The organism is Streptomyces silvisoli (genome assembly GCF_029269905.1).
GTDB lineage: Bacteria > Actinomycetota > Actinomycetes > Streptomycetales > Streptomycetaceae > Streptantibioticus_A > Streptantibioticus_A silvisoli_A.
This window is the reverse complement of sequence record NZ_JARJBC010000011.1, coordinates 143,412-165,511: the sequence shown is the minus strand read 5'-3', so window position 1 is coordinate 165,511 and position 22,100 is coordinate 143,412. Positions and strand designations below refer to the sequence as shown.

The 22,100-nt window shown below is 72.5% G+C and carries 1 protein-coding gene; it reads left to right on the top strand.

Annotated features, from left to right (window positions below):
* Position 1: 1 nt before the first annotated feature.
* Positions 2 to 22,060 (top strand): type I polyketide synthase, encoded by a 22,059-nt coding sequence (locus P3G67_RS19135; RefSeq protein ID WP_276094521.1) that lies wholly within the window; start codon positions 2 to 4, stop codon positions 22,058 to 22,060.
* Positions 22,061 to 22,100 lie beyond the last annotated feature (40 nt).

The following is a 22,100-nucleotide window of genomic DNA, read 5'->3' as shown; positions in this document are numbered from 1 at the left end:
AATGGCGGATGCGGATCAGGACAAGATCCTCGACTACCTCAAGCGGGTAACGGCCGATCTGCACCAGACGCGGCAACGCCTTCGCGAGGTCGAGTCGGCGGAACCGGAGCCGATCGCTATCGTCGGTATGAGCTGCAGGTTCCCCGGAGGCGTGGAGTCTCCGGAGGACCTGTGGGAGCTTGTCGCCGGGGGCCGCGACGCGATATCCGAATTCCCCACGGACCGCGGTTGGGACATCGAGTCGCTGTATGACGACGACCCCGACCAGGAGGGCACGAGTTACACCCGCGAGGGTGGATTCCTCAAGGACGCGGGGAAGTTCGACGCGGCGTTCTTCGGAATCAGCCCGCGGGAAACCCTCGGCATGGACCCGCAGCAGCGTTTGCTGCTGGAAACCGCGTGGGAGGTGTTCGAGCGGGCCGGAATCGACCCGGCCACGCTGCGCGGCAGCCAGGCCGGGGTGTTCATCGGTACCAACGGCCAGACGTATCCGGAAATCCTCCAGCAGGTACCCAAGGGCGTTGAGGGATACCTGATGACCGGCAACGCGGCAAGCGTTGTCTCCGGCCGGCTGTCGTACACCTTCGGGCTTGAGGGTCCGGCCGTCACGGTGGACACCGCGTGCTCGGCGTCGCTGGTCGCGCTGCACCTGGCCGTTCAGGCGCTGCGCAACGACGAGTGCTCGCTGGCGCTCACCGGTGGTGTGACGGTGATGGCCAGCCCGCGCTCGTTCGTCCAGTTCAGCCGGCAGCGCGGGCTGGCCCCCGACGGCCGGTGCAAGCCGTTCGCCGAGGCCGCCGACGGCACCGGCTGGGGCGAGGGCGTCGGCATGCTGCTCGTCGAGCGGCTGTCCGACGCGCGCAGGAACGGCCACCCGGTGCTGGCGATCGTCCGTGGCTCCGCCGTCAACCAGGACGGTGCGAGCAACGGCCTCACGGCGCCCAACGGCCCGTCGCAGCAGCGGGTGATCCGGCAGGCGCTGACGAACGCAGGGCTGACCCCCGCCCAGGTCGACGTGGTCGAGGCGCACGGCACCGGCACCACGCTCGGCGACCCCATCGAGGCCCAGGCGCTGCTCGCGACCTACGGGCAGAACCGGCCCGAGGGACGCCCGCTGTTCCTGGGCTCGATCAAGTCCAACTTCGGCCACACCCAGGCCGCCGCCGGTGTCGCCGGTGTCATCAAGATGGTCAAGGCCATCGAGCACGGCGTACTGCCGAAGTCCCTGCACGTCGACCAGCCGTCCGGCAACGTGGACTGGTCGGCCGGCGCCGTCGAACTGCTCACCGAAGCACGTGAGTGGCCGCGGACCGGCCAGCCGCGGCGCGCGGGCGTCTCCTCGTTCGGTGTCAGCGGCACCAACGCGCACACCGTGATCGAGCAGGCCCCCGCACAGGACGAGGCGGCCAGCCCCGAGCCCGCCCCCGGCACCGACCAACAGCCGCTGCCCGTACTGGTGTCCGCGCAGAGCGAGCAGGCGCTGCGCGCGCAGGCCCAGCGGCTGCTCGACCGGGTGACCGGCGACCCCGCGCTCGGCCTGCTGGACCTCGGCCACTCGCTGGCCACCACCCGCTCCGCCCTGGAGCACCGCGCCGTACTCTTCCCCGCTGACCGCGACGAACTGCTGCGGGACCTGGGGGCGTTGGCCCGTGGCGAGGAGACCGCCGACACCGTGCGGGGCGCGGTCGGCGAGGGCAAGACCGCGTTCCTGTTCACCGGCCAGGGCAGTCAGCGGCTGGGCATGGGCAAGGAGCTGTACTCGACGTATCCGGTGTTCGCCGAGGCGCTGGACGTCGTCTGCGCGGAGCTGGACCAGCACCTGGAACGGCCGTTGAAGGACGTGCTGTTCGGGGCCGACACGACACTGCTCGACCAGACCGCCTACACCCAGCCGGCCCTGTTCGCGGTCGAGGTCGCGCTCTACCGGCACCTCGAACGCTGGGGCATCACGCCCGACTTCCTCGTCGGCCACTCGATCGGTGAGCTGACCGCCGCACATGTGGCCGGGGTGCTCTCGCTCGCGGACGCCTGCGCGCTGGTGGCGGCTCGTGGCCGCCTGATGCAGGAACTGCCCGGCGGTGGCGCCATGGTGGCGATCCAGGCGTCCGAGGACGAGGTCGCCCCCCTGCTGACCGAGCGCGTCAACCTCGCCACGGTCAACGGCCCGACATCGGTCGTGATCGCCGGAGACGAGGACGCGGCGCTGGAGATCGCCGCGCGCTTCGAGGAGCAGGGCCGCAAGACCAAGCGGCTCACCGTCAGCCACGCGTTCCACTCCGCGCACATGGACGGCATGCTGGACGCGTTCCGCACCGTCGCCCAGGGCGTCACCTACCACCCGCCGGTCATCCCGATCGTCTCCAACCTCACCGGCGCATCGGTCACCGCCGCCGAGATCCAGAGCCCCGACTACTGGGTGCGGCACGTCCGTGAAGCCGTCCGCTTCCTGGACGGCATCCGCTACCTGGAATCCCAGAACGTCACCACGTACCTCGAACTCGGCCCGGACGGCACCCTCACCGCCCTCGCCCAGGAGTGCGTCAGCGACCCGGACGCCGTCTTCGTCCCCGTACTGCGCGCGGGCCGCGCCGAGCCCCACACACTTGCCACCGCCGTCGCCCGGGCGCACGCCCACGGCGTGCCCGTGGACTGGGCGGCGGTGTTCGCGGGCCGCGGCGGGCGGCGCGTGGAGCTGCCGACGTACGCGTTCCAGCGCGAGCTGTACTGGCCGGAGCAGCCCACCCCGTGGGTGGGGGACGTCACCTCGGCCGGGCTGGGCTCCGCCGACCATCCGCTGCTGGGCGCCACCGTCGCCCTCGCCGACGCCGACGGCTACCTGTTCACCGGCCGCCTGTCGCTGGCCACCCACCCGTGGCTCGCCGACCACGCGGTGATGGACACCGTCCTGCTGCCCGGCACCGCCTTCGTGGAGCTGGCGATCCGTGCCGGTGACCACGTCGGCTGCGAGCTGCTGGACGAACTCACCCTCCAGGCACCGCTGGTGATCCCCCCGCACGGCGGCGTGCAACTGCAACTCGCCGTCGGCGCGCCGGACGACACCGGCCGCCGGGCACTGACCCTGCACTCCAGGCTGGAGGACGAGGCCTGGCCCGACGGCACCTGGACCCGGCACGCCACCGGTGTGCTCGCCCCCGCCGCCCCGGCCGCACCGTTCGACCTGTCCGAGTGGCCGCCGCGCGGCGCCACCGAGGTCGAGGTCGACGGACTCTACGACTACCTCACCACCACCGGCTTCGCCTACGGCCCGGTGTTCCAGGGACTGAAGGCCGCCTGGCAACGCGGCGACGAGGTGTTCGCCGAAGTCCGGCTGCCCGAACAGGCCCGCTCGGACGCCGACTTGTTCGGGCTGCACCCGGCGCTGCTGGACGCCGCCCTGCACGCCGTCGGCATCGGCTCGCTGCTTGAGGAGACCGAACACGGCCGCCTGCCGTTCTCCTGGAGCGGCGTCGCCCTGCGCGCCGTGGGCGCCGCGGCGCTGCGGGTGCGCCTGTCGCCCGCCGGGCGGGACACCGTGGCCGTGGCGCTCGCCGACGAGTCCGGCGCGCCGGTCGCCTCGGTGGACGCGCTGCTGCTGCGGCCGGTCTCACCGGACCAGGTGCGCTCGCACGCCGTACGCGGCGCGTTCTACGACTCGCTGTTCCGCGTCGAGTGGACCGGCACCCCGCTGCCCGCCGCGACCACCGTGGCCGCCGGACAGTGGGCGCTGCTGGGCGACGCCGACAGCGCCGCCATCGCCGACCTCGCCGCCGCCCTGCCCACCGCCGCCGCCTACGCCGACCTGACCGCACTGGGCGACGCCCTGGCCGCCGGGGCACCCACCCCGCAGGCTGTCGTGGTGCCGTTCGCGGCGGCCGACGGCGACGAGACACTGCCGGACACCGTGCGCGCCGCACTGCACCGCGCGCTGGAGCTGGCCCAGAACTGGCTGGCCGACGACCGGTTCGCCGACTCCCGGCTGGTGTTCGCCACCCGGGGCGCGCTCGCCACCCAACCCGACGCCGACGTCCACGACCTGACCCACGCCCCGCTGTGGGGCCTGGTGCGCTCCGCCCAGTCGGAGAACCCCGACCGGTTCGTCCTGGTCGACCTCGACGGACAGCAGGCCTCGCACCGCGCCCTGCCCGCCGCCCTGGCCACCGGCGAGCCCCAACTCGCCCTGCGCGACGGCGCGCTGGCCGTGCCCCGGCTGGCCCGGATCCTCACCGACGACGCCCACCAGGCCCCGGCGCTCGACCCGGACGGCACCGCACTGGTCACCGGCGCCACCGGCACCCTCGGCGGCCTGGTCGCCCGCCACCTGGTGGCCGAGCACGGCATACGGCACCTGCTGCTGACCAGCCGCCGTGGCGCCCACGCCGCAGGCGCCGCGGAACTCGCCGCGGAACTGGAGGAGTTGGGCGCCCAGGTCACCCTGGCCGCCTGCGACGCGGCCGACCGGGACGCGCTCGCCGCGCTGCTGGCGGACATCCCGGCCGAGCACCCGCTGACCGCCGTGGTGCACACCGCGGGCGTGCTGGACGACGGGGTCATCGACTCGCTCACCCCGCAGCGCATCGACCGCGTACTGCCCGCCAAGGTCGACGCGGCGCTCAACCTGCACGAGCTCACCCAGGACAACGAGCTTGCGGCGTTCGTGATGTTCTCCGCCGCCGCGGGCACCCTCGGCGGCCCCGGTCAGGCCAACTACGCCGCCGCCAACGCCTTCCTCGACGCCCTCGCCCAGCGCCGCCGGGTGAACGGCCTGCCCGCCACCGCGCTCGCATGGGGCCTGTGGGCCGAACGCAGCGGCATGACCGGCGAGTTGGCCGACGCCGACCTCCAGCGCATCAACCGCGCGGGCGTGGCCGCCCTCTCCTCCGACGAGGGCCTGGCCCTGCTGGACACCGCACGCGCGGTCGGCGACGCCGCCCTCGTGCCCATGCACCTGGACCTGGCCTCGCTACGGCACGCCGACCCGGCCGCGGTGCCCGCACTGCTGCGCGGACTGGTGCGCACCCCGGCCCGCCGCGTCGTGGAATCCGGCGGCGCCGCACCCGTCGGCGCGCTCGCCGAACGGCTCCTTCGGGTCGACGCCGCCGAACGCGACCGGATCCTCGTGGAGTTGGTGTGCGCCCAGGTGGCCGTGGTACTCGGCTACCCGGGCCCCGAGGCCGTCGACTCGGGCCGGGCCTTCAAGGAGCTGGGCTTCGACTCGCTCACCGCGGTCGAGCTGCGCAACCGGCTCGGCTCGGCCACCGGCGTACGGCTGCCCGCCACCCTGGTCTTCGACTACCCGACCCCCGTCGCGCTCGCCGCCTTCCTGCGCACCGAGGTCCTCGGCAGCGACGCGGACGCCGCCGCCCCGGTCGTCACCGCGACCGCCGCGGATGACGAGCCGATCGCGATCGTGGGCATGAGCTGCCGCTACCCGGGTGGCGTCACCAGCCCCGAGGAACTGTGGCGGCTGGTCGCCGGATCCGTCGACGCGATCTCCGAGTTCCCCACCGACCGCGGCTGGAACCTGGACGCCCTCTACGACTCGGACCCGGAGCGGGCCGGTACCAGCTACACCCAGCAGGGCGGCTTCCTGCACGACGCCGCCCAGTTCGACCCGGCGTTCTTCGGCATCAACCCGCGCGAAGCCCTCGCCATGGACCCCCACCAGCGACTGCTGCTGGAAACCTCCTGGGAGGCCTTCGAACGCGCGGGCATCGACCCGACCTCGGTACGCGGCAGCCGTACCGGTGTGTTCGCGGGCGTCATGTACCACGACTACCTGACCCGGCTGCCCGCCGTCCCCGAAGGACTGGAGGGCTACCTGGGCACCGGCAGCGCGGGCAGCGTCGCCTCCGGCCGCGTCTCCTACGTCTTCGGCCTGGAGGGCCCCGCGGTCACCATCGACACCGCGTGCTCCTCGTCGCTGGTCGCCCTGCACCTCGCCGCGCAGGCACTGCGCAACGGCGAGTGCGAAATGGCGCTGGCCGGCGGCGTCACCGTGATGTCCACCCCGGACACCTTCATCGACTTCAGCCGCCAGCGCGGCCTCTCCACCGACGGCCGCTGCAAGTCGTTCTCCGCCGACGCCGACGGCACCGGCTGGTCGGAGGGCGCGGGCATGCTGCTCGTCGAGCGACTGTCCGACGCGCGCAGGAACGGCCACCCGGTGCTGGCGATCGTGCGCGGTACGGCGGTCAACCAGGACGGTGCGAGCAACGGCCTGACCGCGCCGAACGGTCCTTCGCAGCAGCGGGTGATCCGGCAGGCACTGGCCAACGCCAGGCTGACCACGGCCGACGTCGATGTGGTCGAGGCGCACGGTACGGGCACCACGCTCGGCGACCCGATCGAGGCGCAGGCGCTGCTGGCCACCTACGGCAGGGAGCGGCCGGAGGACCAGCCGCTGTGGCTGGGCTCCATCAAGTCCAACATCGGCCACTCCCAGGCCGCCGCCGGTGTCGCCGGGATCATCAAGATGGTGATGGCGATGCGGCACGGTGTGCTGCCGCAGACCCTGCACGTCGGTCAGCCCTCGCCGCACATCGACTGGTCGGCGGGCGCGGTCGAGCTGCTGACCGAGGCGCGGGAGTGGCCGCAGACCGGCCGGGTGCGCAGGGCCGGTGTGTCCTCGTTCGGCGTGAGCGGCACCAACGCCCACACCATCATCGAACAGGCCCCGGAACCCGAACCCGCCGCGGCCGGAACCGTTGACCTGCCGGTACTGCCGCTGGTGCTCTCCGGCCGTACCGATGACGCGCTTCGGCAGCAGGCCGGGCGACTGCTGGCCCGTGTCGAGTCCGACCCGGACCTTGAACTCACCGACCTCGCCTACTCGTTGGCCCTGACCCGCTCCGCCCTGGAGCACCGGGCCGCGGTGGTCGCGGGCGACCGGGACGGCTTCCTGCGGGAGCTGGCGGAGCTTGCCGAGGGACGCGGCGCGGTACGAGGTGCCGTGGCCGAGGGCAAGGTGGCGTTCCTGTTCACCGGTCAGGGCAGCCAGCGGATCGGGATGGGCCGGGAGCTGTACGAGTCCTATCCCGTTTTCGCGGCAGCGCTGGACGAGGTGTTTGAGCGGTTCGAACTGCCGCTCAAGGACGTGGTGTTCGGCGCTGACGGCGGTCTGCTGGATCAGACCGCTTACACGCAGCCCGCGTTGTTCGCCATCGAGGTGGCGCTGTTCCGGCTCGTCGAGTCGTGGGGTCTGAAGCCTGACTTCCTGGCCGGGCACTCGATCGGCGAGCTGGCCGCCGCGCATGTCGCTGGTGTGCTGTCGCTGGAGGACGCCTGCACATTGGTGGCGGCCCGTGGTCGTCTGATGCAGCAACTCCCGGGCGGCGGCGTGATGGTGGCGGTCCAGGCGGCGGAGGACGAGGTCGTCCCGCTGCTGGTCGAGGGCGTGAGCATCGCCGCGATCAACGGGCCGACGTCGGTCGTCATCGCCGGTGACGAGGCTGCGGCCCTGGAGATCGCCGCTGGTTTCGAGGCGCGGGGCCGTAAGACCAAGCGCCTGACCGTCAGCCACGCGTTCCACTCGCCACACATGGACGGCATGTTGGAGGCCTTCCGCGAGGTGGCGTCGGGCCTGACCTACGAGGCCCCCCGTATCCCCATCGTCTCCACCCTCACCGGCACGTTGGCCACCGCCGAGGAGATCGCCGACCCCGACTACTGGGTTCGCCACGTGCGCCAGGCCGTCCGCTTCCTCGACGGCGTCCAGGCACTGGAAGCCCAGAACGTCAGCACGTTCGTCGAACTCGGCCCGGACGGTACCCTCACCGCCCTCGCCCAGGACTGCGTCGCCGACCTCGACGGCAAGGCGTTCTTCGCCGTACTGCGCGACGGCCGACCGGAGGCCGAGACCCTCACCGCCGCAATCGCCCGCGCCCACACGCGTGGTGTGACCGTCGACTGGCAGGCCTACTTCGCCGGAACCGGCGCCCGTCGGGTCGATCTGCCGACGTACGCCTTCCAGCGGGAGCGCTACTGGCTTGAGGCGCCCGCCGGTTGGGTGGGCGACGTTGAGTCGGCGGGACTCGGTGAGGCGCGGCACCCGCTGCTCGGCGCCGCCGTCGCGCTGGCCGACTCCGACGGTGTGCTGTTCACCGGCCGCCTGTCGCTCGACACGCACCCGTGGCTGGCCGACCACGCCGTCATGGGCACGGTCCTGCTGCCCGGCACCGCCTTCGTGGAGTTGGCGATCCGCGCCGGCGACCAGGTCGACTGCGACCACCTGGAGGAACTCACCCTGGAGGCGCCGCTGGTGCTCACCGAGCACCAGGCGATCCAGCTGCAGATCGTGGTGGGCTCGCCGGACGAAGCCGGCCGCCGCCCGCTCGACCTGTACTCGCGCGCCCAGGACGCCCCCGCCGACGAGCCGTGGACCCGGCACGCCAGCGGCCTGCTCGCCCCCGGGGCGCAGCGGCCGTCCTTCGCCCTGACCGAGTGGCCGCCGTCCGGCGCCGAAGCCGTCGAGACCGAGGGCCTGTACGAGCACCTGGCCTCCGGCGGCTTCGCCTACGGCCCGGTCTTCCAGGGGCTGAAGGCCGCCTGGCGGCGAGGCGACGAGGTGTACGCCGAGGTCCGGCTCCCCGACGACCGGCAGTCCGAGGCCGGTCTTTACGGACTGCACCCGGCGCTGCTGGACTCCGCGCTGCACGGCACGTTCGTCCAGGACGGCGCGGACGAACAGGGCCGACTGCCGTTCTCCTGGCGGGGCGTGACCCTGCACGCCGTGGGTGCCGGTGCGCTTCGGGTTCGGCTCGCCCCGGCCGGTACCGACGGCGTGTCGCTGCAACTGGCCGACGGCAACGGCGAGCCCGTGGCGTCGGTGCAGAACCTGATGCTGCGTCCGGTCTCCGCCGACCAACTCGCCACCGCCCGTACCGCGTACCACGAGTCGCTGTTCCGGCTGGACTGGGCCACCGTGCCGGTGACGCCCGCCCCCGCCGACGGCTGGGCGGTGCTGGACGGCGCCGAACCCGCCCTGCCCGGCGTCCGGTTCGCCGACCTCGCCGCGCTGCGGGACGCCGTCGACGCGGGCACGCCCGCCCCCGAGTACGTCTTCGCGCCGCGCGCCGCGTCCACCGTCGAGGACCTGGCCGAGGCGGCCCGTACCGCCACCCATGAGGCGCTGGACCTGGTCAAGGCGTGGCTGGGGGACGAGCGGTTCGCCGGTTCCCGGCTGGTGTTCGTCACCCAGGGTGCGGTCGCCACGCACACCGACGCCGACGTCCAGGACGCGGCGCACGCGCCCTTGTGGGGTCTGGTGCGCTCGGCGCAGTCCGAGAACCCGGACCGCTTCGTGCTCGCCGACCTCGACGGTGACGACAGCTCGTACCGGGCCCTGCCCGGCGCACTGGCCTGCGGCGAACCGCAGTTCGCGGTGCGCCGCGGCACCGTGCACGCCCCCCGGCTGGCCCGGGTCGCCGCGACCGGCGCCCTGGTCCCCCCGGTCGGGGAGCGGGCGTGGCGGATGGACATCCAGGACAAGGGCACGCTGGAGAACCTGACGTTCATCCCCTGCCCGCAGGCGGCCGAGCCGCTGGCGCCGGGCGAGGTCCGCGTCGCGGTCCGGGCGGCGGGCCTGAACTTCCGCGATGTGCTCAACGCGCTGGGCATGTACCCGGGCGACGCGGGCCTGATGGGCAGCGAGGGCGCCGGTGTCGTCGTGGAGACCGGTCCCGGCGTGACCGACCTGGCCCCCGGCGACCGCGTCATGGGCATGCTGCCCGGCGGATTCGGACCACTGGTGGTGGCCGACCGGCGGATGATCGCGCCGATGCCGGACGGGTGGACGTTCGCCCAGGCCGCGTCCGTGCCGATCGTCTTCATGACCGCCTACTACGCCCTGCGCGACCTCGCCGGCCTCAAGTCCGGTGAGTCGCTGCTGGTGCACGCCGCCGCGGGCGGTGTGGGCATGGCCGCCGTGCAGCTGGCCCGGCACTGGGGCGTGGAGGTGTTCGCCACCGCCAGCCCCGGTAAGTGGGACACCCTGCGCGGCCTCGGGCTGACCGACGACCGGATCGCCTCGTCCCGCACCCTCGACTTCGAGGAGACGTTCCGGGCGGCCAGCGACGGCCGCGGTGTGGACGTCGTACTGGACTCGCTGGCACGGGAGTTCGTCGACGCCTCCCTGCGACTGCTGCCGCGCGGCGGCCGGTTCGTGGAGATGGGCAAGACCGACGTCCGCGACCCCGAGCAGGTCGCCGCCGAGCACCCGGGCGTGTCGTACCAGGCGTTCGACCTGGTCGAGGCGGGACTGGACCGCATCCAGGAAATGCTCACCGAGCTGCTGGAACTCTTCCGGCGCGGCGCGCTGCGCCCGCTGCCGATCAGTGCCTGGGACCTGCGCAGGGCCCCCGACGCGTTCCGCTACCTCAGCCAGGCGCGGCACGTCGGCAAGGTGGTGCTCACCGTCCCCGCCGACTGGAACCCGGACGGCACCGTACTGATCACCGGTGGCACCGGCACCCTGGGCGGCCTGATCGCCCGGCACGCCGTCACCGAGCGCGGCGCCCGTCACCTGCTGCTGACCAGCCGCCGCGGCGCCCAGGCCGACGGCGCCGCGGAACTCGCCGCGGAACTGGAGGAGTTGGGCGCCAAGGTCACCGTCGCCGCGTGTGACGCGGCCGACCGGGACGCGCTCGCCGCGCTGCTGGCGGACATCCCGGCCGAGCACCCGCTGACCGCCGTGGTGCACACCGCGGGCGTACTGGACGACGGTGTCGTCGGCTCGCTGACCCCCGAGCGGGTCGACCGCGTGCTGCGCCCCAAGGTGGACGCGGCCTGGAACCTGCACCAGCTCACCCGCGACCTCGATCTGGCCGCGTTCGTGCTGTACTCCTCGGCCGCCGGTACGTTCGGCGGCGCGGGCCAGGCCAACTACGCGGCCGCCAACACCTTCCTGGACACCCTCGCCCAGCACCGGCAGGCCCAGGGCCTGCCCGGTACCTCGCTCGCCTGGGGCCTGTGGGCCGAAGCCAGCGGCATGACCGGCGAGTTGGACGAGACCGACAAGTCCCGGATGACCCGTTCCGGAGTGCTCGGCCTGTCCTCGGCCGAAGCACTGGAGCTGTTCGACGCCGCCCACCAGGTGGGCGACGCGCACCTGGTGCCCATGCGGCTCGACCTGGCGCCGCTGCGGCACGCCGACGCCAGCATGGTCCCCGCGCTGCTGCGCGGCCTGGTGCGCGCACCGGCCCGCCGTGCCGTTGAGGCCGGTACCGGCACATCGGGGTCGTCGCTGGTGGACCAGCTGGTCCGGCTGCCCGAGGCGGAACGCGACCAGGTCCTGCTCGACCTGGTACGTACCCAGGTGGCCGCCGTGCTCGGCCACGCCTCGCCCGACGCGGTCGAGGCCACCCGGGCCTTCAAGGACCTGGGCTTCGACTCGCTGACCGGCGTCGAGTTCCGCAACCGCCTTGGCGCGGCGGCGGGCCTGCGCCTGCCCGCGACCCTGGTCTTCGACTACCCGACGCCCACCGCGCTCGCCGCCTACCTGCGTGCCGAACTCCTCGGCGCCGATGCCGCGGCGGCGGTGACCCAGCAGACGGCCACCGCGGTGGACGACGACCCGATCGCGATCGTCGCCATGAGCTGCCGCTTCCCCGGTGACGTACGCACCCCGGAAGACCTGTGGGAGCTGCTGCGCGAAGGCCGGGACGGCATCTCGCACCTGCCGTCCGATCGCGGCTGGGACATCGAGGCGCTCTACGACCCGGACCCGGACAGCCCGGGCACCTCGTACGCACGCGAGGGAGGCTTCTTCTACGACGCCAACCACTTCGACCCGGCGTTCTTCGGCATCAACCCGCGCGAGGCGCTGGCCATGGACCCGCAGCAGCGGCTGCTGCTGGAAACCTCCTGGGAGGCGTTCGAGCGGGCCGGAGTCGACCCGACCGCCCTGCACGGAAAGCAGGTCGGCGTCTTCGTCGGCCAGATGCACAACGACTACGTCTCGCGCCTCAACGTGGTACCCGAGGGCGTCGAGGGCTACCTGGGCACAGGCGGCTCCAGCAGCATCGCCTCCGGCCGCGTCTCGTACACCTTCGGCTTCGAGGGACCCGCGGTCACCGTCGACACCGCGTGTTCCTCGTCGCTGGTCGCCCTGCACCTGGCCGCGCAGGCACTGCGCAACGGCGAGTGCACGCTGGCCCTGGCGGGCGGCGTCACCATCATCACCACGCCCGAGGTGTTCACCGAGTTCAGCCGCCAGCGCGGGCTGGCCGCCGACGGCCGCTGCAAGCCGTTCGCGGCTGCCGCGGACGGCACGGCATGGGGCGAGGGTGTCGGCATGCTGCTTGTCGAGCGGCTGTCCGACGCCCAGCGCAACGGCCACCCGGTGCTGGCGATCGTGCGCGGTACGGCGGTCAACCAGGACGGTGCGAGCAACGGCCTGACCGCGCCGAACGGTCCGTCGCAGCAGCGGGTGATCCGCCAGGCGCTGGCCAACGCCGGGCTGACCACGGCCGACGTGGACGCGGTCGAGGCGCACGGTACGGGCACCACGCTCGGCGACCCGATCGAGGCGCAGGCGCTGCTGGCCACGTACGGGCAGGGGCGGCCGGAGGACCAGCCGCTGTGGCTGGGCTCCATCAAGTCCAACTTCGGTCACACCCAGGCCGCCGCCGGTGTCGCCGGGATCATCAAGATGGTGATGGCGATGCGGCACGGTGTGCTGCCGCAGACCCTGCATGTTGACCAGCCGTCGCCGCACGTTGACTGGACGGCCGGAGCGGTCGAGCTGCTGACCGAGGCGCGGCCGTGGCCGCAGACCGGCCGGGCGCGCAGGGCCGGTGTGTCCTCGTTCGGCATGAGCGGCACCAACGCCCACGCCATCATCGAACAGGCACCGCTGGCACAGGACGAACGCCCGGAAGCGACCCGGCCGGGCACGGTCGTGCCGTGGACCCTGTCGGCGAAGACCGCCGACGCGCTGAGCGGCCAGGCCGAACTCCTGCGGTCCCGTCTCACGGCCGAGCCCGACCTCCAACTCGCCGACGTCGGATACTCGTTGGCCACCGGCCGCGCGCTCTTCGAGCACCGCGCGGTAGTCGTCGCGGGCGACCGGGACGGCTTCCTGCGGGAGCTGGCCGAGCTTGCCGAGGGACGCGGCGCGGTACGGGGTGCCGTCGGGGACGGCAAGGTGGCGTTCCTGTTCACCGGTCAGGGCAGCCAGCGGATCGGTATGGGTCGGGAGCTGTACGCGACCTACCCGGTCTTCGCCGAGGCCTTGGACGCGGTGTGTGAACGGTTCGAAGTACCGCTGCGGGATGTGATCTTCGGAGCCGACGGCGGCCTGCTGGACCAGACGGCTTACACGCAGCCCGCGTTGTTCGCCGTCGAGGTGGCGCTGTTCCGGCTCGTTGAGTCGTGGGGGCTGCGGCCTGACTTCGTGGCCGGGCACTCGATTGGTGAGTTGGCTGCGGCGCATGTGGCTGGTGTGTTGTCGCTGGAGGACGCCTGCACGTTGGTGGCGGCTCGTGGCCGTCTGATGCAGGAGTTGCCTGGCGGTGGGGCGATGGTGGCGGTCCAGGCGGCGGAGGACGAGGTTGTTCCGCTGTTGGTCGAGGGCGTGAGTATCGCCGCGATCAACGGGCCGACGTCGGTGGTGATCGCCGGTGATGAGGCTGCGGTCGTGGAGGTCGCGGCTGGGTTTGAGGCGCGGGGTCGTAAGACGAAGCGGCTGTCGGTCAGCCATGCGTTCCACTCGTCGCATATGGACGGGATGTTGGAGGCGTTCCGTGAGGTGGCGGCGGGCCTGACCTATGAGGCTCCGCGTATCCCGATCGTCTCCAATCTGACCGGTGCGGTGGTGTCGGCCGAGGAGATCGGGGCTGCGGACTTCTGGGTTCGGCACGTGCGCGTGGCCGTCCGCTTCTGCGACGGGATCCGGGCCCTGGAAGCGCAGGGTGTGGCGACGTTCGTGGAGCTGGGTCCGGACGGTGTGCTGTCTGCGATGGCGCAGGAGTGCGTCGAGCGACCCGAGGACGCGGTGTTCGTCCCCGCTCTCCGCAACGGCCGTCCCGAGGCCGAGACGCTGGTCCTCGCCCTGGGCCAGGCCCACGTACGCGGCGCGGCTGTGGACTGGGCCGCCTACTTCGCCGGCACCGGCGCCCGCCGCGTGGACCTGCCGACGTACGCGTTCCAGCGCCAACTGTTCTGGCTGGACGCAGGATCGGCGGGCGGCGACGTGTCCTCCGCCGGACTTGGCGCGGCGGACCACCCGCTGCTCGGCGCGGCGGTCGAACTGCCGGACTCCGACGGCCTGGTGCTCACGGGTCGGCTGTCCCTGCAATCGCACCCGTGGCTGGCCGACCACGCGGTTATGGACACCGTTCTGCTGCCCGGCACCGCCTTCGTGGAACTGGCCCTGCGGGCGGGCGACCAGGTTGGCTGTGACCACCTGGACGAGCTGACCCTGGAGGCGCCGCTGGCGCTTCCGGAGCGCGGCGGTGTGCAGTTGCGGCTGACGCTCGGCGCGGCCGACCAGGCGGGGCGCCGTGCGCTGACCCTGCACTCCCGGCCGGAGCACGCCCAGGCCGACGAGCCGTGGCAGCGGCACGCCACCGGTGTACTCGCCGAGGGAGCGCCGCAGGCCGCCTTCGAACTGGCCGAGTGGCCGCCGCAGGGCGCCCAGCCCATCGAGGTCGACGGGCTGTACGACGGCCTTGCCGCGTCCGGCTTCGGTTACGGGCCGGTGTTCCAGGGCCTGAAGGCCGCTTGGCGGCGCGGTGACGAGGTGTTCGCCGAGGTGTCCCTGGCGGACGAGGCCGAGGCGGAGGCCGCACGGTTCGTGCTGCACCCCGCACTGCTGGACTCCGCGCTGCACGCCTTGGGGCTGCGTGCCGGAGAAGCTTCCGAGCAGGGCCGGTTGCCGTTCTCCTGGAGCGGTGTGACGGTGCACGCGGTGGGCGCCACCGCGCTGCGGGTCCAACTCCGGCCCGCCGCGACCGGCGACGTCTCGCTGGCGCTCGCCGACACGACCGGCGCCGCCGTCGCCTCCGTGGAGAGCCTTGCGCTGCGCTCGGTCTCGCCGGAGCAACTGGGCGGCGCACCCGGCGCCGGGCACGGGGACTCGCTGTTCCACGTGGACTGGACGGCGCTGACTGTCGGTGCCGAGCCGGTGCCGTATGACGACCGTTGGGCGCTGCTCGGCGATGCGGGTGCTGGTCTGCCCGTCACCGGGTACCCGGATCTGTCCGCGTTGGTCGCGGCGTTGGAGCCGGGCGCGGCGGTGCCGCAGACGGTCTTCGCCAGCCTGCCGAGCGGCGGTCCGACCGGTGCCGCTGCCGTGCACGAGGCCGCCAACGCGGCGCTGGAGTTGCTGCGGACCTGGCTGGACGACGAGCGGTTCGCCGACTCCCGGCTGGTGTTCGTCACCCGGGGCGCGGTGGCCACCCGGGCCGACGCGGATGTGTCGGACCTGACGCACGCCCCGGTGTGGGGTCTGGTGCGCTCGGCGCAGTCGGAGAACCCGGACCGCTTCGTCCTGGTCGACCTCGATGGCACCGAGGAGTCGCGCCGGGTCCTGCCCGCCGCGCTGTCCACCGGCGAACCGCAACTCGCGCTGCGTGAAGGCGAGGTACGGGTGCCGAGGCTGGCTCGCGCCACCGCCGAGGCCACCGGGACCGAGTGGGATCCGCAGGGCACGGTATTGATCACCGGCGCCAGCGGTACCCTCGGCGGCCTGTTCGCCCGCCACCTCGTCAGCGAGCGCGGCGTACGCCACCTGCTGCTGGTCAGCCGCGGTGGCGCCCAGGCCGAACTCGTCGCGCGGCTGGAAGAACTGGGGGCCCAGGTCACCAGTGCCGCGTGTGATGTGGCCGACCGGGACGCGCTGGCCGAGGTGTTGGCCGCCGTTCCGGCCGAGCACCCGCTGGCCGCCGTGATCCACACCGCCGGTGTGCTGGACGATGGCGTGATCGGTTCGCTCACCGAGGAGCGGGTCTCCAACGTCCTGCGCCCGAAGGTGGACGCCGCCTGGAACCTGCACGAACTCACCCAGGACCTGGACCTGTCGGCGTTCGTGCTGTTCTCCTCGGCCGCCGGTACGTTCGGCGGCGCGGGCCAGGGCAACTACGCGGCGGCCAACACCTTCCTGGACGCGCTCGCCCAGCACCGCAGGGCGAACGGAGTTCCGGCGCTGTCGCTGGCCTGGGGCCTGTGGGGCGAAGCGGGCGGCATGGCGGGCGAGTTGGCCGAGGCCGACCGTGGCCGCATCAGCAGGGGTGGTATCAACGCCATCTCCGCCGAGCAGGGCCTCGCCCTGTTCGACCTGGCGGAGTCGGCGGGCCACGCCCAACTGGTGTCGCTGCCACTGGACATGACCGCGCTGCGGGCGCAGGCGGGCAGCGGCATGCTGCCCTCGCTGCTGCGCGGCCTGGTCCGCACCCGGCGCACCGCGTCGGCCGCCGCGGCCGCACCGTCCGGTGCGCTGGCGCGGCGGCTGGCCGGGTTGGCGGACGCCGAACGGGACGCGGCGCTCCTGGAGTTGGTGCGCGAGCAGGTCGCCTCGGTGCTGGGTCACGACTCGACGGACGCGGTGCAGGCCGGCCGGGCGTTCAAGGAACTGGGCTTCGACTCGCTCACCTCCGTCGAACTCCGCAACCGGCTGGGCGCCGCCACCGGCGTCCGGCTCCCGGCCACCCTGGTCTTCGACTACCCGACCGCAGCGGCGGTCGCCGAATACCTGCGCACCGAGGTGCTGGGCATCGAGGCCGCCGTGGCCGAGGCCACGCCGAAGGTCACGGTCTCGGCCGACGACCCGATCGCGATCATCGGGATGAGCTGCCGCTACCCCGGTGGTGTGGAGACCCCCGAGGACCTGTGGCGGCTGGTGCTCTCCGGCGGAGACGCCATCTCCGAGTTCCCGCAGGGCCGCGGATGGGACCTGGACGCGCTGTACGACCCGGACCCGGACGGCAAGGGCACCAGCTACACCCGCGAAGGTGGATTCCTGCACGACGCGGGCCAGTTCGACCCGGCGTTCTTCGGGATCAGCCCGCGCGAGGCCGTGGCGATGGACCCGCAGCAGCGACTGCTGCTGGAGACCACCTGGGAGGCGTTCGAGCGGGCCGGTATCGATCCGACCACCATGCGCGGCAGCCGTACCGGTGTCTTCGCGGGCATCATGTACCACGACTACGCGACCCGTATCACCTCCGTGCCCGACGGTGTGGAGGGCTACCTGGGCACCGGAAACTCCGGAAGCATCGCGTCCGGGCGCGTCTCCTACGCGTTCGGTCTGGAAGGCCCGGCGGTCACCGTGGACACCGCTTGCTCGTCGTCGCTGGTCGCGCTGCACTGGGCGATCCAGGCGCTGCGCAACGGCGAGTGCTCCATGGCACTGGCCGGTGGTGTGACGGTGATGTCGACTCCGGGCACCTTCACCGAGTTCAGCCGCCAGCGCGGGCTGGCCGCGGACGGCCGCATCAAGTCGTTCGCCGCCGCCGCCGACGGCACGAGCTGGTCGGAGGGCGCGGGCATGCTGCTCGTCGAGCGGCTGTCGGACGCGCGGAAGAACGGCCACCCCGTACTGGCCGTGGTCCGTGGCAGCGCCATCAACCAGGACGGCGCCAGCAACGGCCTCACCGCGCCGAACGGCCCGTCTCAGCAGCGGGTGATCCGGCAGGCGCTGGCCAGCGCCGGTCTGGCCAGCAGCCAGATCGACGTGGTCGAGGCGCACGGCACCGGTACCACGCTGGGCGACCCGATCGAGGCGCAGGCACTGCTTGCCACCTATGGGCGGGAGCGTGACGAGGACCAGCCGTTGTGGCTGGGTTCCATCAAGTCGAACATGGGCCACACCCAGGCCGCCGCCGGTGTCGCCGGGATCATCAAGATGGTCATGGCGATGCGGCACGGTGTGCTGCCGAAGACGCTGCACGTGGACGAGCCCACGCCGCATGTCGACTGGGCGGCGGGCGCGGTCGAGCTGTTGACCGAGGCACGGGAGTGGCCGCAGACCGGCCAGCCCCGGCGGGCCGCGGTCTCCTCCTTCGGCATCAGCGGCACCAACGCGCACACCATCCTTGAGCAGCCTCCCGTCGACGAGCGCCGACGCACCCCCACGGTGACGCCGCCGGTGCACGCCTGGCCGCTGTCGGCGAAGACGCCCGAGGCGCTGCGCGCCCAGGCCGAGCGCCTGCGGGACCGCCTCCAGGCCGAGCCCGGCCTCGAACTGGCCGACGTCGGCTACTCGTTGGCGACCAGCCGGGCGGTCTTCGACCACCGCGCGGTGGTCACCGCCACTGACCGCGACGGCCTGCTACGGGCTCTGGCGGCACTCGCCGAGGACGGCGTCACCGCGGGCCTGACCCAGGGCACGGTGACCGACGGCAAGGTCGCGTTCCTGTTCACCGGGCAGGGCAGCCAGCGGCTCGGCATGGGACGGGAGCTGTACGAGGCGTATGCCGTCTTCGCCCAAGCGCTGGACGAGGTGTGTGAACGGTTCGAACTACCGCTGAAGGACGCGCTGTTCGGTGCCGAAGGCGATGTGCTGGACCAGACCGCCTACACGCAGCCCGCGTTGTTCGCGGTCGAGGTGGCGCTGTTCCGGCTGGTGGAGTCGTGGGGCCTCAAGCCCGACTTCCTGGCCGGGCACTCGATCGGTGAGCTGGTCGCCGCGCACGTGGCTGGTGTCCTGTCGCTGGACGACGCGTGCACGCTGGTGGCGGCTCGTGGCCGTCTGATGCAGGAACTACCTGGCGGCGGTGCGATGGTGGCGATCCATGCCTCGGAGGACGAGGTCTCGCCGCTGCTGGGCGAACGGGTCGACATAGCCGCGATCAACGGTCCCACGTCAGTGGTGATCGCCGGTGACGAGGACGCGGTACTGGAGATCGCCTCCGGCTTCGAGGCGCAGGGCCGTAAGACCAAGCGCCTGACCGTCAGCCACGCCTTCCACTCCGTCCACATGGACGGCATGCTGGCGGACTTCCGCAAGGTCGCCGAGGGCCTGACGTACGAGGCACCGCGCATCCCGATCGTCTCCAACCTCACCGGTGCGCTGGTGTCGGACGAGGTGCGCACGGCGGACTTCTGGGTGCGGCACGTCCGCGAGGGCGTCCGCTTCCTCGACGGGGTACGCGCGCTCGAAGCCGCGGGTGTGCGGACGTACGTGGAGCTGGGGCCGGACGGAGTGCTGTCGGCGATGGCGCAGGAGTGCGTCACGTCCGAGGGCGCCGCGTTCCTACCGGTGCTGCGCGGTGCCCGTCCCGAGGCGGAGACGCTGGCCGCGGCGGTGGCCGGAGCGTACGTGCGCGGCGTACCGCTGGACTGGCAGGCGCACTTCGCCGGAACAGGCGCGCGCCGGGTGGAGCTGCCCACGTATCCGTTCCAGCGCGAGTGGTACTGGCTCAACTCCGGTACCGCGCCGACGGGTCCGGGCGACGCGGCCGGGTTCGGCCTCGGCGCCACCGACCACCCGCTGCTCGGCGCCGCGGTCGAACTACCGGACGGCGACGGCTTCCTGTTCACCGGCCGTCTCTCCCTCGACACCCACCCGTGGCTTGCCGACCACGCCGTGATGGACGCGGTACTGCTGCCCGGCACGGCGTTCGTGGAGATGGCCCTGCGCGCCGCGGAGCAGGCCGGCTGCGAGCGGATCGAGGAACTGACCCTGGAGGCGCCGCTGATCCTGCCCGAACAGGGCGGGGTCCAACTGCGGCTCTCCCTCGGGGCGGCCGACGAGTCCGGGCGGCGTTCGCTGACCCTGCACTCCCGGCCCGAGCAGGGCACCGAGTGGCTGCGGCATGCGACCGGTGTGCTGGCCGAGGGTGCCTCGAAGGCGTCGTTCGACTTCGGCGCGTGGCCTCCGGCCGATGCGCAGTCGGTGACCGTCGACGGGTTGTACGAGGGCCTGGCGGCTGCCGGGTTCGCCTACGGGCCGGTGTTCCAGGGCCTGCGGGCCGCCTGGCGGCGTGGCGATGAGGTCTTCGCCGAGGTCGGGCTTCCGGAGGATGTCGAGGACGACGGCTTCGGCCTGCATCCGGCACTGCTGGACGCGGTGTTGCACGGCATCGGGCTCGGCGAACTGGTCGAGGAGACCGGGCAGGGACGGCTGCCGTTCTCCTGGTCGGGCGTCTCGCTGTACGCGGTGGGCGCGTCCACGGTCCGGGTTCGGCTGGCTTCGGCCGGGCGGGACGCGGTGTCGCTGGAGATCGCCGATGCGGCGGGTGCGCCGGTGGCGTCGGTGGACGCGCTGGCCCTGCGGTCGGTCTCGCCGGAGCAACTGGGCGGCGGCCGTGATGGCGTGGCGGAGTCGCTGTTCCGGGTGGAGTGGTCGCCGGTCAACGTGACCGACGGCGCGCAGCCGGACGGCGGTTGGACGGCGCTCGACGCCGCGGAACTGGCGTCGACGGACTCCGTACCCGGCACCGTGGTGATCGACGGCCTGACCTCCGCCGCCACGGCCTCCCCGGAGGACGTGCACGGCGCCGTGCACAGGGCACTGGAGCTGGTGCGGTCGTGGCTGACCGACGAGCGGTTCGCGGACGCACGGCTGGTGTTCGTCACGCGCGGTCCGGAGGACCTTGCGGGTGCGGCGGTACGGGGTCTGGTGCGTTCGGCGCAGTCGGAGAACCCGGGCCGGTTCGGACTGGTCGACGGCCTGGAGGTCTCCCGGGAACTGCTCGTGGCCGCGCTGGCGTCCGGTGAGCCGGAGGTCGCGGTACGCGACGGCCGGATCGAGGCGCCCAGGCTGGTGCGGGCCACGGCTGAGGGCGATGAGGTTGGGTTCGCTGCCGGTGGCACGGTGTTGATCACGGGTGCCAGTGGTGAGTTGGGTGGTGTGTTCGCTCGGCATCTGGTGGGCGAGCGTGGGGTGCGGCATCTGTTGTTGGTGTCGCGTCGGGGGGCTGAGGCTCCGGGCGCTGCCGAACTTGCTGCTGAGTTGTCGGAGTTGGGTGCCGAGGTTTCCTGGGCGGCGTGTGATGTGGCCGATCGGGAGGCGTTGGCGGGGGTGCTGGCGGCGGTTCCGGTCGAGCATCCGTTGACGGCCGTTGTGCATACCGCTGGTGTGCTGGATGACGGTGTGATCGGTTCGCTTACCGGGGAGCGTGTCTCCAAGGTGCTGCGTCCGAAGGTGGATGCGGCGTGGAACCTGCATGAGTTGACGCAGGGCTTGGATCTGTCGGCGTTTGTGTTGTTCTCGTCGGCTGCTGGTGTGTTCGGTGGTGCGGGTCAGGGCAACTACGCGGCGGCGAACAGCTTCCTGGACGCGTTGGCGGAGCACCGCAGGTCCCTGGGTCTGGTGGGGAGTTCGTTGGCGTGGGGGCTGTGGTCCATGGGCATGGCGGACTCGGCTGATGTCGAGCGGTTGAACCGTGGGGGTGTCGCCTCGCTGTCGGTGGCTGACGGCACCGCGTTGTTCGATGTGGCCGGGCGTGCCGGGGACGCGTTGCTGGTGCCGATGCGGTTGGACCTGGCCGGGCTGCGGGCTCAGGCGGCTGGTGGCATGCTGCCCCCGTTGCTGCGCGCTCTGGTGCGTACTCCCGCCCGCCGCGCCACCGCCAACACGGCGGCGGCCGGAGGCGAGTCCGCGCTACTGGCACGGCTGGCCGGGCTGTCGGCCGCCGAACAGGAGACCGTACTCCTGGAGCTGGTCTGCACGCACGTCGCGGCCGTGCTCGGCTACGCGGGACCCGAAGTCGTGGACCCGGCACGGTCGTTCAGCGAGGTCGGCTTCGACTCGCTGACCGCCGTTGAACTCCGCAACCGACTGAACGCGGCAACCGGGGTCCGGCTACCGGCCACGCTGATCTTCGACTACCCGACACCCACGGCACTGGTTCAGTTCCTGCGGGAAGAGATTCTCCAGGACGGTCTGGCAGCGGTGACACCGCTGCTCGCAGAGTTGGACAAGTTGGAAGCCTCTCTCGCGGTGGCGCTGCCCGACGATGACGGTCGGACCCGGATCACCGCCCGCCTACAGGCCATGCTGGCCAAGTTGAGCGAGGCCCGGGGGCCGGAGGCCGACGAGGTCGATGTCGCCGAGGAACTGGAGACGGCGACGGACGACGACCTCTTCGACTTCATCGGCAAAGAGTTCGGGATTTCCTGACGTGAACGGCTCTGCCTTTCTGGCTTCCGCGAGAGGGATG

Excerpts from the sequence above, each read along its gene's own strand:
- P3G67_RS19135 (WP_276094521.1), top strand. The coding sequence starts at position 2 with ATGGCGGATGCGGATCAGGACAAGATCCTCGACTACCTCAAGCGGGTA.